Below are 12,413 nucleotides of genomic sequence, written 5' to 3' on the forward strand. Positions count from 1 at the left end.
TTCCAGGTCGACCCAGGCATTGAAGCTGGCGACCAGTTCTTCATTGGTGATTGTGGGTTCGGGGATTTCAACGCCGATGCCGCTGATGATGACGCGATGCATGTCCAGTCCGTCCCATCCGCAGGCGCTGCGGCTTCATGTGGGCGCCGGAACGCTCCGGCGCAACAGTTTTCTCACCGAGGCGGTTTACGCCGGCTTAAACCAAAGATCTGGGCCGACTGAAGCCGATCCCTCGACATGGCCACAGCCAAAGCCAAGCGGCCCTAAGGCGCCGCGCGACATGGATAATCAAGCTCGTTTTGCGACAATGAAAATGCGCGGAAAGGGCAAGAGCACCTTGCCATCAGCCGTCTTTGGATAGGCCTTGGCGATCTTGGCCGTGTAACATTCGAGGAACATCGCCCTCTCCTCGGCATCCAGCGGATCGAGGAACGGCTTCAGGCCCGTCGATTTCACCCATTCGACGATCGCCTGCGCGTCGGCAAGCGGATGGTTGTAGATGGTGTGCCAGATATCAAGCCGGTCGCTGAGCGGCGACAGCAGGTCATAGTAGAACGACACCGGCGGCAACGGCCCGCGTGCCGCGCCCTTGAGCTTTTCGGCAAATGGCATTTCGGCGGCGGTCTCCCGCATCAGGCGGTGGGAGTCCTCGCCCAGATTGTCGGGCATCTGGACGGCAAGCGCACCGCCTGGGGCGAGGAAGCCCATCAGCCGCTGGAACACCGCCGGATGGGTAGGCAGCCATTGGAACACAGCATTGGCGAAGATCACGTCGACCGGCTCCGCCGGCTGCCATTCGGAGGCATCGGCGAGATCAAAGGTGACCTCGGGCAGGCGCGCCCTCGCCTTCTCGATCATGTCGGGCGAAGTGTCGAAGCCGCTCACCTGGGCATCCGGCCAGCGCTCGACAAGCAGTTCGGTCGAGTTGCCAGGCCCGCAGCCGATGTCGACGACCCGGCGCGGGAAGTCCACCGGCACCTGCGCGACCAAATCCCGCGCGGGCCGCGTGCGCTCGTCTTCGAATTTCAGATATTGGGCGGCGGACCAATCAGCCATTTGAGCTCCTCATGCTGGTTGAGATCGCCGCCCTAAAACCCCTTACCGCGTCAGCCTCTTGTAGGTCATGCGGTGCGGGTTGACGGCATCAGGCCCGAGGCGACGGATCTTGTCCTGCTCGTAATCCTCGAAATTGCCTTCGAACCATTCGACATGGCTGTCGCCCTCGAAGGCGAGGATGTGCGTCGCCAGGCGATCAAGGAACATACGATCGTGCGAGATGATGACGGCGCAGCCGCCGAAGTTTTCCAGCGCGTCTTCGAGTGCCGCCAGCGTTTCGGTGTCGAGATCGTTGGTCGGTTCGTCGAGCAGCAGCACATTGCCGCCGGTCTTCAACATCTTGGCCAGATGCACGCGGTTGCGCTGGCCGCCGGACAGATTGCCGACCTTCTGCTGCTGGTCGCCGCCACGGAAGTTGAACGACGCGCAATAGGCGCGCGTGTTGGCCTCGAACTTGCCGAGCTTGACCACTTCGGCGCCGCCGGAAATCTCTTCCCACACCGTCTTTGACGGATCGAGCGCATCGCGGCTCTGGTCGACATAGCCGAGCTTGACCGTTTCGCCGACGCGGACCGAGCCCGCATCCGGCTTTTCCTGGCCGGTGATCATGCGAAACAGCGTCGTCTTGCCGGCGCCGTTCGGGCCGATGACGCCGACGATGCCGCCGGGCGGCAGCTTGAATTCCAGGCCGTCGATGAGCAGCGTGTCGCCAAAGCCCTTCGACAGGCCTTCCGCCTCGATCACCACATTGCCGAGCCGCTCGCCATGCGGAATGACGATCTGCGTATCGCTCGGACGCCGCTTGTCGGCTGCATCCAAAAGATCCTGGAACGCCTGGATACGCGCCTTGGACTTGGTCTGGCGAGCCTTCGGGCTCGACTGGATCCATTCGCGCTCGCGGCCGATGGCGCGCTGGCGGGCATCGTCCTCGCGGCCTTCCTGCTTGAGGCGCTTGGCCTTGGCTTCGAGGTATTTGGTGTAGTTGCCCTCATAGGGAATGCCGCGGCCGCGATCGAGTTCGAGGATCCAGCCGGTGACATTGTCGAGGAAGTAGCGGTCGTGGGTGATGATCATCACGGCGCCCGGATAGGCACGCAGATGCTTTTCCAGCCACGCCGTGGTCTCGGCGTCGAGATGGTTGGTCGGTTCGTCGAGCAGCAGAAGGTCGGGCTGGCGCAGCAGAAGCTGGCAAAGTGCGACGCGGCGGCGTTCGCCGCCCGAAAGCTTGGTGACCTCCGAATCCTTGGGCGGGCAGCCCAGCGCTTCCATCGCCATCTCGACCTGCTGTTCGAGATCCCAAAGGTTGAGCCGGTCCATTTCGTCCTGGAGCTTGGCCGACTCGTCGGCCGTCTCGTCGGAGTAGTTCATCATCAATTCGTTATAGCGTTCGATGACGGCGGTCTTGGCGGCGACGCCTTCCATGATATTTTCGAACACGGTCTTGTCCGGATCGAGCGCCGGCTCCTGCGCCAGGTAGCCGACAGTGGCGCCTTCGGCCAGCCAGGCTTCGCCGTTCCACTCCTTGTCGAGCCCGGCCATGATCTTGAGGATCGTCGACTTGCCCGAACCGTTGGGGCCGAGGATGCCGATCTTGGCGTCGGGATAAAAGGAGAGATGGACATTCTCGAGCACCTTCTTGGTGCCATAGGCCTTGTTGAGGCCGGCCATGTGATAGATGAACTGGCGTGCCACGCGCGCTTTCCCTGAAAAAACTGACTGGCCCAGAAAACTGACTGGATCTGTCGAATTGAGTGGAGGTTGGCCGCTATGTAGGCGATGCGGCGGCGAACGGCAATCGCTTTTGCCATATCTGCCCGGTCACACGCGGAAGTGTCCGCCAATCGCCGAAGTTTTCCACCAGCACGAAGCGTGCTGAAATCTCCGGTTAACTCTTCGGCGTCAAAACAGGATCGGAGTGGAATCGCTCGCTATCCGCGATTTCGAGAAAGAGATCGGGTCGACGGCATTGCTGAACAGTTTCCTGCTCCTTGCCGAAGCGGTCGTCTACTTCAGCGTCATGGTAACGCTTTTCCGCTTCCGGAGGCGCATCGGCCTCGGCGTATTCGTCTGCGCGCTCGGTGTCATGCACTTCCTCGAGACCTATCTCGCCAGCGTCTTTTACGTCGCTCTGCCGTTCGGCATGGTCTCGCCTGGCTCGGCGGTGCTGTTTTCCGGCAAGCTGGTCATGCTTTTGCTGCTCTATATGAAGGAGGACGCTGCAACCGTGCGTCAGCCGATCTACGGCCTGCTGCTCGGCAATGCGCTGATGATCGGGCTGGTGCTGCTGCTGCGCCTGCACGTCATCGCGGCACTTCCCGACGGCAGGCTTCCAGACATCGGCTTCATCGACCAGATGGGTTGGCTGATGGTGTGGGGCACGACGCTGCTGTTCGTCGATGCCATCCTGATCATCCTGCTCTACGAAAAGCTTGGTCGGTATCTTCGCAAGGCGCCGTTCGCGCGCATCCTGATTTCGGTCGCTTGCGTGCTGACCTTCGACCAGGCCGGTTTTTTCACCGCCCTGCATTTCGTTGCCGGCGCGCCGATAGCCGTCTTTTTCGGCGGCTGGTTCGCCAAGATGGCGGCGGCGGTGACCTTCAGCACCATGCTCGTTGCCTATCTCAAATGGTTTGAGGAGCGCCAGGTCACTGCGCCGCGCGGATTGACCGATATCTTCGATACGCTGACCTATCGCGAACGCTACGAGGCGCTGGTCGAACATGTCGGCCGTGACGGGCTGACCGGCCTGCTGCACCGCGGGCGCTTCGACGCCGACGGTGAAGCCGCCGTCCAGGTCAGCCTGCGCACCGCCAGGCCGCTCAGCCTGCTGATCATCGATGTCGACCATTTCAAGTCGATCAACGACCGTTTCGGCCATGCCGAAGGCGACAAGGTGTTGAAGGCGGTCGCTGCCCTGCTTGGCGAGGCGGCAAGCGCTGAGGACCAGGTGTTCCGCATCGGCGGCGAGGAATTCGCCATCCTCAGTTCTCGTCCGCACTCGGTCGCCAGGCTGTTCGGCGAAAGCATTCGCCACGCGGTCAAGGGCTCGGCCGCCACCAGCCGCTTCGAGCTCACCGTCAGCGCCGGCGTTTCCAGCGTCAGCGAAACCACGCGCTGCCTAGCCGACCTGTTCGCGCTTGCCGACCAGCGTCTCTACAAGGCGAAGTCGACCGGCCGCGACCGCGTCGTCGGCGAGCCGGGCGGCCACGAAGCCGACACGGCCGCTGCATGGACAAAGTCCGCGCGGATTTAGTTCGTTACGACTTCCTCTGCCGTCGAATGCCCGTCACGGTTGAAACCGCCATCAGCGCGATCGCCAGCCATTTCAGCGCCGTGATAATCGGCCCGGCCTCAATATCGTACGCAATGAACAGCAGGATGCCCGGCACCAGCAGGCCGCATAGGATCATCATGATGCGGTTGATCTGCCACGAGACTTTCGACGCCAACGCCTCGTCGCCGGGCGCGGAAACAAGTGTTGCTCGCATTGTCTTGCCGCCCACCAGCATGGCCGAAACGCGCATCGAGATCGGCAGGCCGAGCCCGATGATCAAGAAAGCGCAAGCGGCCAGCAGCGAGGAGAATTTCAACGCGCTGGTGTCAGCCGGCACCGGAAACAGCAACGTCGCCAGCGGCAGGAAGGCGCCGAAAATGCCGATCGCCGCGATAATGATGAAGATCACCGCATTGACGATCGTGAACAGCTGGTACGTGCGGACGCCGATCGGTTCGGAGAGCGTTCGCATGCGTGCCCACTCGGCGTCGGTATACGAAAAGCCCGGCCATTCCATGCGGGCATCGTTTATCGAGACCATGCCCTTGGCCCAGAAAGCCAGCCGCGCCAGCGCGCTGCTCGTCATGCCATCCATTGCCGCCCCCGCCAGAATGATGCGCTCGCAGCATAACACCAGGGCACGGCAGGGCGACAGTCCGGTACCTCTGTTGAGAGTTACTGGAAGCCGATCGCGTCGACATTGCCTGTCGGGCAACCGGCTTTGTTGGTCGGCACCGAAGCCAGCAGCAGATCCTTGAGCGAGCTGTTCGGGCCGATCTGACCGGCGAGACCGAGCGTCAGTTCGCCGATCAGCCGCCTGCCGCTCGACGGATCGATGACACAGGACACGCGCACCCGGTCGCCTGCCCCCGCCCCAAAGGCGCTGTCGAAAGCGCCGCGGATCTGGTCCGCCGTCAGCTTTCCACCGATGTTCTTGGCAAAGAGATCGCGCACCGGCGAGCTGTTCACCGCACGCATTAAATTGAGCGCATCGGAGAAATAATCCTGCTGGCTCTTGCCGTAGCAGGTGCCGTGCTTGATCCATTCATGCCGCTCGAGGTGGGAGGCCGTTCCAGGCATCACCTGATCGAGCTCCGTGCGGGTGTTGGCGTCCAGATTGACCGGCGGCAGGTCTTTCCAGTGGGCCGGATTGTCGTTGGCCTTGTCGCTCGCCGTCGCCTGGCAATAGAAATTGCCGTTCGGCTGCGGCCACAATCCATGCAAGGTGAAATGCGTCGCGTCGAAATCACCGGCGTTCTGCGCCTTGCATTCCGTCTTGTTCGACTTTGTCTCGCAAAACGCCGGCTGCCAGCTCAGCGCGAAGACGTATTCGGGTTTTCCCGACGCCGCCGGCTTGCCTTGGTCGTCAGGTGCGGCCGGCACGGTCGCCGCGCTGCTGCCGGAAACGTGGCCGCAACTGACCTTCACCCAGCGGCGCTCCGGATCGGCGCCGGGAACCAGGATAAGGTAGTGCGTCGGCGCATCCTTGTTGCCGGCAAGCAGCTGGTAGCTCTTCCCGGCATCGGTCGAGACATTGCCGGGGTTCTTGCCGTTCTTGATGGCTTGCGTTGCCGGACAGGCAGCGTCGGCGACGAAGCTACCGCTCATCTTGACATCGGCACGCGCGGCACCGGCCAGCGACGCGGCCAGCATGGCCAATCCGAAAACGACAGCAATGCGCATGGAAAATCCCCGCTGGACAAGTGGGCGACAGATTGAGGCTGTCTCCATGTCAGAATTGCGATATTTTGCCGGTCAAACGCAAGAAACATCGTCGCGAAAAGCGGGGTTGCCGGATTGACGCATAATGCGGGCCGGCGCAAACAAAGCCAACGACGATAATGCAAGGGCGGGACCAGGCGGCATGTCATTCAGCCAGCAGCGCGTGGTTGCCTCGCCGACCGGTGCCGATCTCAATCTTTTCGTCAGGCAGGCCGACGGCCGGGCACGCGCCGTCGTCCAGATCAATCATGGATTGGCCGAGCACGCGGCGCGCTATGCCCGCTTTGCCGATTTTCTTGGCTCCCGCGGCTTCCACGTCTATGTCCACGATCATCGCGGCCATGGCGCGACCAAGGCGCCCAACACGCCGCTCGGCAGGTTCGCCGACAGGGACGGCCCGGCCAAGGTGATCGCCGACGTCGGCGCCATCCATGACCTCATCGCCAGCGAACAGCCAAACAGACCGGTCATCCTGTTTGGTCATTCGATGGGCGCATCCGTGGCGTTGAATTTCCTTTTAAGTCATTCGCCACGCGTCCATGCCGCCGCGATCTGGAACGGCAATTTCTCCCAAGGCCTGCTCGGGCAGGTGGCGCTGGGCGTCCTTGCCTGGGAGAGAATGCGGCTCGGCTCCGACGTGCCATCGCGTCTGTTGCCGAAGCTCACCTTCCAGGCCTGGGGCAAAGCGGTGCCCAATCACCGCACATTGTTCGACTGGCTGTCGCGAGATGAGGCGGAAGTGGCGAAATACATTGCCGATCCGCTCTGCGGCTGGGATGCCTCGGTATCGATGTGGCGCGACGTCGTCGGCATGGCGCTGAACGGCGGCAAGGATGCCGGCTTTGCCGGTATCCGACGCGACCTGCCCGTCAGCATCGTCGGTGGCGAAAAGGATCCCGCCTCGGATTATGGCAAAGGGATCACGCATCTTGCCAGCCGCATGCGCGCCATGGGCTTTTCGAATCTGGTTTCAAAGGTTTACGCCGACACCCGCCACGAAAGCCTGAACGAGGTGAATCGCGACATCATCATGGATGATTTCGCCATTTGGGCCGACGAAGTCCTCAAAGCGTGACGGATTGGCCCATTGCAAGAGCCGTGACAGCCGTTGCAGGGCTTGATAGAGGCTCTGGTTTCGCAGCAATCACGGTGATTGCGGCAATCACGGTGATTCATGGCTGAGCCCCCGCTGAAAGGCGTCCGCGTCGTCGAACTCGCCCGCATCCTTGCCGGGCCATGGGCCGGGCAGTTGCTTGCCGATCTCGGCGCCGATGTCATCAAGGTCGAAAGCCCCGATGGCGGCGACGACACCCGCAAATGGGGGCCACCCTTCGTCATGGGCAAGGACGGCGAGAACCTGTCGGCCGCCTATTATCATTCCTGCAATCGCGGCAAGCGCTCCATCGCCATCGATTTCTCGACACCGGAAGGCGCCGAGACCGTGCGCCGGCTGGTCGCCACCTCGGACGTGCTGATCGAGAACTTCAAGCTCGGCGGCCTGAAGAAATACGGCCTCGACTATGACAGCCTGCGCCAGATCAACCCGCGCCTCGTCTATTGCTCGATCACCGGCTTCGGCCAGGACGGACCCTATGCGCCGCGCGCCGGCTACGACTTCATCATCCAGGCCATGGCCGGCATGATGTCGATCACCGGCGAGGTCGGCCGCGAGCCGCAAAAGGCGGGCGTCGCCATCTCCGACATCTTCACCGGCCTTTATTCGGTCATCGCCATCCAGGCAGCATTGCGCCATGCCGAGCAGACCGGCGAAGGCCAGCACGTCGACATGGCGCTTTTCGACACCCAGATCTCGGCCCTCGGCAACCAGAATTTGAACTATCTCGTCTCCGGCCAATCGCCGGTGCAGATGGGCAACGCACACATGAACATCGCCCCTTACGAGGTGGTGCCGGTCAGGGACGGGCACATTATCCTGGCGGTCGGCAATGACGGCCAGTTCGCCAAATTCTGCGCCGCTGTCGGACTGGACGACCTGCCTGCCAATCCCGACTTCGCCACCAATCCCGCCCGAGTCGCCAACCGGGTCAAGCTGCGCGAGCGCATGATCGAGGCGCTGAAGATTTTTGACCGCGATCCGCTGCTGGCCAAGCTGGAAGCGGCCGGCGTGCCGGCGAGCCCGATCAACACGATCGGCCAGATGTTCGCCGACCCGCAGACCATCGCGCGCGGCATGCGGCTCGATCTCGACGACGGCCATGGCAATCTTCTGCCTTCGGTGCGTGCGCCGATGGTGATGTCCGGCACGCCGCTGGTCTATGAGCGCCCCTCGCCGCGCCTGGGCGAGCACACGCAAGAAATCCTTGCCGAACTGGAGAAGTCTGGACAATGAAGACCGGCGGACAACTCATCGTAGACGCGCTTGAAGCCAACGGCACCGACCGCATCTATTGCGTGCCCGGTGAATCCTATCTGGCGGTGCTCGACGCGCTGCACGACTCTGCGATCCGCACCATCGTCTGCCGCCAGGAAGGCGGTGCCGCGATGATGGCCGATTGCCACGGCCGCCTGACCGGCAAGCCCGGCATCTGCTTCGTCACCCGCGGCCCCGGCGCCACCAACGCCTCGGCCGGCATCCACATCGCCATGCAGGATTCGATACCCGTCATCCTGTTCATCGGCCAGGTCGCCAGCCACGCCAAGGAGCGCGAAGCGTTCCAGGAGGTGGACTACAAGAGGTTTTTTGGCGACATCGCCAAATGGGTGGTCGAGATCGACGACGCCTCGCGCATCCCCGAATTCGTCACCCGCGCCTTCGCGGTGGCGACATCGGGCCGTCCCGGCCCGGTGGTGATCTCGCTGCCCGAAGACATGCTGACGAGTGTCGTCGAAGCGCCCATCGCCTTGCCGCACACGCCGGTTGAGACACGGCCGGGCGAAGCGGAGCTCGATGCGCTGGAAAAGCTGCTGGCTAAGGCCAAGCGGCCGTTCGTCATCCTCGGCGGCACGCGCTGGGACGCCGAGGCGGTTGCACAAATGCGCACGATCGCCGAGGCCTGGTCGCTGCCGGTCGGCTGCTCCTTCCGCCGCCAGATGCTGTTCGATCATCTGCATCCGAACTATGCCGGCGATGTCGGCATCGGCATCAACCCGAAGCTGGCCACAGCGATCAAGCAGGCCGATCTCGTGCTGCTGATCGGCGGCCGCATGGGCGAAATGCCCTCGTCCGACTACACGCTGCTGAAAAGCCCCTATCCCGACCAGACGCTGGTGCATGTCCATGCCGACGCCGGCGAACTCGGCCGCGTCTACCGGCCGACACTGGCGATCAACGCCTCGCCTTCTGCCTTCATCGACGCTTTCGCCAGGCGCAAACCGGCCTCGGAGCCGACTTGGGCAGCCGAGACGCCAAAGCTGCATGCCGCCTATCTGGACTGGTCGACGCCACCGGAAGGCGGCCCCGGCTCGGTCCAGATGGGCCCGATCATGAACTACCTCGAAAAGATGTTGCCCGACGACGCCATCCTCACCAACGGCGCCGGCAATTACGCCACCTGGGTGCATCGTTTCCACCGCTTCCGCCGCTTCGCCACTCAAGGTGCGCCGACGTCAGGCTCGATGGGCTATGGCACGCCTGCGGCCGTCGCCGCCAAGGAGCTGTTCCCGGAGCGCACCGTGGTCGCCTTCGCCGGCGACGGCTGTTTCCTGATGAACGGGCAGGAATTCGCCACCGCCGTGCAGTATGACCTGCCTATCATTGTGGTCGTCGTCAACAACGGCATCTACGGCACCATCCGCATGCATCAGGAGCGCGAATATCCCGGCCGCGTCGTCGCCACCGATCTCAAGAACCCCGACTTCGCGGCTCTCGCCCGCGCCTATGGCGGCCATGGCGAAACGGTCGACAAGACCGCCGATTTCGCTCCCGCCTTCGAACGTGCCCGCGCCAGCGGCAAGCCGGCGATCGTGGAAATCCGCCTCGACCCCGAAGCGATCACGCCGACCAAGACGATGACGCAGATACGCGACAAGGCGTAGTCCAAACAAAAAAAAAGAGGCGGTCGCCCGCCCCTTTTTGTCATGCGGCTTGCGCTACTTGGCGGTCTCGATCTGTCCGCGGATTTCGCCGTCCTTGTTGGCTGCCGTGTGCACGTTGACATAGTCCTTGCCGGCCATCAGGTCGGCGGCCTGCGCGTCGGTCAGCACGGCCGACCCTTTGATCGGGCTCTTGAGCTTGCCCTTGAACGGGATCGCCACCCCGGCGTTTTCACCCATCGCGGCTGGGCCGTGAATATGCCCGGCGGTCGCCGGCCCGCTGAGGCCGGAATATTTGACGTTCCAGCTGAGTTTCTTCGTGGCCGTGTCGAAGATAAGAGCTGCGGTGCCCTTGCCTTTTGTGGTCACCGGCGGGTTCTGCTGGGCGCCGTCGAGCGTCGCTTTCAGCTTCACCGTCTCGGCCAGGGCCGGCGCTGCCGTAAGGAAGGACACCGAGATGGCCAGTGCCGAAAGCATCGGCGCCAAGGATTGGATACGCATGAGAATCTCCGTTTGCTGATGACATCCAGCCACGGCTCCCCGGCGCGCGGATGTATCGGCACAAGGCTTATAAGAGCGAATGGCTGCGCGCGAGTAACACTTACGTGCAGACTAATGGACCGCGCGATACCGGCGGCGTCAGACGGCTGCCAGCGCCTGGGTCAGGTCGGCGATCAGATCATCCGGGTGCTCCACGCCGATCGACAGCCTGACCGTGGTCTCCAGCACGCCGATGCGTTCGCGCACCTCGAAGGGTATGCCCGAATGGGTCATGGCCGCGGGGTGGCTGGCCAAGGATTCCGTTCCGCCCAGGCTCACCGCCAGCTTGAAGATCTGCAGGTTGTTGAGAAAGGCGAAAGCCGCCTTCTCTCCGCCCTTGATATCGAAGGAGAAGGTCGAGCCGGCACCAGTGCATTGCGCCCTGTAGGTGCGGCCAGCCGGCGTTTCCTCGCCCAGGAACGGCAGGTAATGCACCTTCTCGACCTTGGCATGGTCGCGCAGGAATTCGGCGATCAGGCGCGCATTGTCGTTGGCCCGCTCCATGCGGATCGACAGCGTCTCCAGCGAGCGGCCAAGCATCCAGCAGGAATGCGGGTCGAGCTGCGTGCCGATCGCGCCGCGCAGCGCCTTGATCGGCTTGGTGACCGCCTTGCTACCCATGGCGGCGCCCGCGATCAGGTCGGAATGGCCGCCGACATATTTGGTCAGCGAATAAACAGAGACATCGGCGCCATGTTCGATGGGCCGCTGGAACACCGGGCCGAGCAGCGTGTTGTCGCACACGACGATCGGCGTCGACCCTTGGCTCGCGCCGATCTCGTCGGCGATCTTCCGCATCAGCGCGATATCGACCAGGCTGTTGGTCGGGTTTGACGGCGTTTCGATCAGGATGACCGACACGCGGCCCTTCGCGACGGCGGCGTCGGAGGCCGTGCGCACCGCCGTCTCGTCGACGCCGTCCGCGAAACCGACAGCACCGATACCGAAACCGGAGAGCGTGCGCGTCAACAGCGTCTCGGTGCCGCCGTAAAGCGGCTGCGAATGAAGGATGACGTCGCCCGGCCTGATATAGGCGAGCAGCGTGGTGGCGATCGCCGACATGCCGGATGAAAACAGGATGCAGGCATCCGCCCCCTCATAGATCGCCAGCCGGTCCTCGACGATCTCGCTGTTGGGATGGTTGAAGCGCGAATAGACCAGGCCCGACGCCGTGCCGCTCGGCGGCTCCTTGCGGCCGGAGGTGTAGTCGAAGAAGTCGCGTCCTTCTTCCGCCGACTTGAACACGAAGGTCGAGGTCAGGAACACCGGCGGCTTGACCGCACCCTCCGAAAGTTGCGGATCGAAGCCATAGCTCAGCATCAGCGTCTCCGGGTGGAGCTTGTGGTTGCCGATATGGGTTTTCGACGGACGTGGCGCGGTCATGAGTTTTCCTGCCTGTTCGAGTGACATAGTGAACGGCAATTTATGCGATCCCGTTCCGCCAATCCTTGCTATTTTTGGGCTCTCATGGCTGCATTCCCGCAACAAATTGCCCGGGAGACGGAAAGTGCAGCAGAAGATAGCCGATGATTTCGACCGCAGGATCCTGCGCGAACTGCAGGCCGACGCCCGCATCACCAACAATGAGCTTGCCGAGCGGATCGGCCTGTCGCCGTCGCCCTGCCTGAGACGGGTGCGGCGGTTGGAGGAGACCGGCGTCATCAGAGGCTACACCACCCTGGTCGATCCCTCAGCCTTCGGCTGGAGCATGGTCGCCATCGCCACCATCCGGCTCAGCCGCCAGAACGAGGACGAGATCGTCATGTTCGAGGACGCGATCCGCGGCTGGGACGAGGTGCTGGAATGCCACCTCGTCCCAGCCGCGGAT

The 12,413-nt window shown here is 63.0% G+C and carries 11 protein-coding genes; 5 read left to right on the forward strand and 6 right to left on the reverse strand.

Annotated elements, in window-relative coordinates; genetic code table 11:
• Positions 1–288 precede the first annotated feature (288 nt).
• Both tam and ettA read right to left on the reverse strand, forming a co-directional pair.
• A complete protein-coding gene (gene tam / locus EN749_RS19350) occupies positions 289–1,056 on the reverse strand; it encodes a trans-aconitate 2-methyltransferase (protein WP_127398949.1) in 768 nt (255 codons plus the stop codon).
• Between the two features lie 42 nt (positions 1,057–1,098).
• Positions 1,099–2,748, reverse strand: a complete 1,650-nt coding sequence (gene ettA, locus EN749_RS19355; protein ID WP_027034974.1) for an energy-dependent translational throttle protein EttA — start codon at positions 2,746–2,748, stop codon at positions 1,099–1,101.
• Positions 2,749–3,022: 274 nt separating this feature from the next.
• Here ettA and EN749_RS19360 point away from each other — a divergent pair, with 274 nt between their 5' ends.
• Positions 3,023–4,309, forward strand: a complete 1,287-nt coding sequence (locus EN749_RS19360; RefSeq protein WP_128363739.1) for a GGDEF domain-containing protein — start codon at positions 3,023–3,025, stop codon at positions 4,307–4,309.
• Positions 4,310–4,313: 4 nt separating this feature from the next.
• On the opposite strand, the gene EN749_RS19365 is transcribed toward EN749_RS19360, so the two are convergent.
• Positions 4,314–4,916 (reverse strand): hypothetical protein, encoded by a 603-nt coding sequence (locus tag EN749_RS19365; protein ID WP_128363735.1) that lies wholly within the window; start codon positions 4,914–4,916, stop codon positions 4,314–4,316.
• 89 nt (positions 4,917–5,005) lie between these two features.
• On the reverse strand, positions 5,006–6,013 hold the full coding sequence (locus EN749_RS19370; protein ID WP_127399001.1) for a ribonuclease: 1,008 nt from the start codon (positions 6,011–6,013) through the stop codon (positions 5,006–5,008).
• 181 nt (positions 6,014–6,194) lie between these two features.
• Here EN749_RS19370 and EN749_RS19375 point away from each other — a divergent pair, with 181 nt between their 5' ends.
• The 3 genes from EN749_RS19375 to EN749_RS19385 all read left to right on the forward strand — a co-directional run bounded on the left by EN749_RS19375 (position 6,195) and on the right by EN749_RS19385 (position 10,048).
• Positions 6,195–7,127, forward strand: a complete 933-nt coding sequence (locus tag EN749_RS19375; RefSeq protein WP_128363736.1) for an alpha/beta hydrolase — start codon at positions 6,195–6,197, stop codon at positions 7,125–7,127.
• Between the two features lie 99 nt (positions 7,128–7,226).
• Positions 7,227–8,402 (forward strand): CaiB/BaiF CoA-transferase family protein, encoded by a 1,176-nt coding sequence (locus EN749_RS19380; protein ID WP_127272545.1) that lies wholly within the window; start codon positions 7,227–7,229, stop codon positions 8,400–8,402.
• The gene (locus EN749_RS19385) at positions 8,399–10,048 is read left to right on the forward strand and encodes a thiamine pyrophosphate-binding protein (protein ID WP_127398277.1); all 1,650 of its coding nucleotides are present in this window, start codon (positions 8,399–8,401) and stop codon (positions 10,046–10,048) included. The genes EN749_RS19380 and EN749_RS19385 overlap by 4 nt, the downstream gene beginning before the upstream one ends.
• Positions 10,049–10,102: 54 nt before the next feature.
• On the opposite strand, the gene EN749_RS19390 is transcribed toward EN749_RS19385, so the two are convergent.
• Entirely contained in the window at positions 10,103–10,546 is a 444-nt protein-coding gene (locus tag EN749_RS19390; protein WP_128363737.1) for a CHRD domain-containing protein, read from the reverse strand.
• Positions 10,547–10,684: 138 nt separating this feature from the next.
• Positions 10,685–11,968, reverse strand: coding sequence for a cystathionine gamma-synthase family protein (locus tag EN749_RS19395; protein ID WP_128363738.1), 1,284 nt, complete (start codon positions 11,966–11,968; stop codon positions 10,685–10,687).
• A gap of 124 nt (positions 11,969–12,092) precedes the next feature.
• Here EN749_RS19395 and EN749_RS19400 point away from each other — a divergent pair.
• The coding region (locus EN749_RS19400; protein WP_145990948.1) for an Lrp/AsnC family transcriptional regulator at positions 12,093–12,413 on the forward strand (321 nt) is incomplete at its 3' end.

This window comes from Mesorhizobium sp. M7A.F.Ca.ET.027.02.1.1 (assembly GCF_004022985.1).
GTDB lineage: Bacteria > Pseudomonadota > Alphaproteobacteria > Rhizobiales > Rhizobiaceae > Mesorhizobium.

Excerpts from the sequence above, each read along its gene's own strand:
- tam (WP_127398949.1), bottom strand. The coding sequence starts at position 1,056 with ATGGCTGATTGGTCCGCCGCCCAATATCTGAAATTCGAAGACGAGCGC.
- EN749_RS19365 (WP_128363735.1), bottom strand. The coding sequence starts at position 4,916 with ATGACGAGCAGCGCGCTGGCGCGGCTGGCTTTCTGGGCCAAGGGCATG.
- EN749_RS19370 (WP_127399001.1), bottom strand. The coding sequence starts at position 6,013 with ATGCGCATTGCTGTCGTTTTCGGATTGGCCATGCTGGCCGCGTCGCTG.
- EN749_RS19375 (WP_128363736.1), top strand. The coding sequence starts at position 6,195 with ATGTCATTCAGCCAGCAGCGCGTGGTTGCCTCGCCGACCGGTGCCGAT.
- EN749_RS19380 (WP_127272545.1), top strand. The coding sequence starts at position 7,227 with ATGGCTGAGCCCCCGCTGAAAGGCGTCCGCGTCGTCGAACTCGCCCGC.
- EN749_RS19385 (WP_127398277.1), top strand. The coding sequence starts at position 8,399 with ATGAAGACCGGCGGACAACTCATCGTAGACGCGCTTGAAGCCAACGGC.
- EN749_RS19390 (WP_128363737.1), bottom strand. The coding sequence starts at position 10,546 with ATGCGTATCCAATCCTTGGCGCCGATGCTTTCGGCACTGGCCATCTCG.
- EN749_RS19395 (WP_128363738.1), bottom strand. The coding sequence starts at position 11,968 with ATGACCGCGCCACGTCCGTCGAAAACCCATATCGGCAACCACAAGCTC.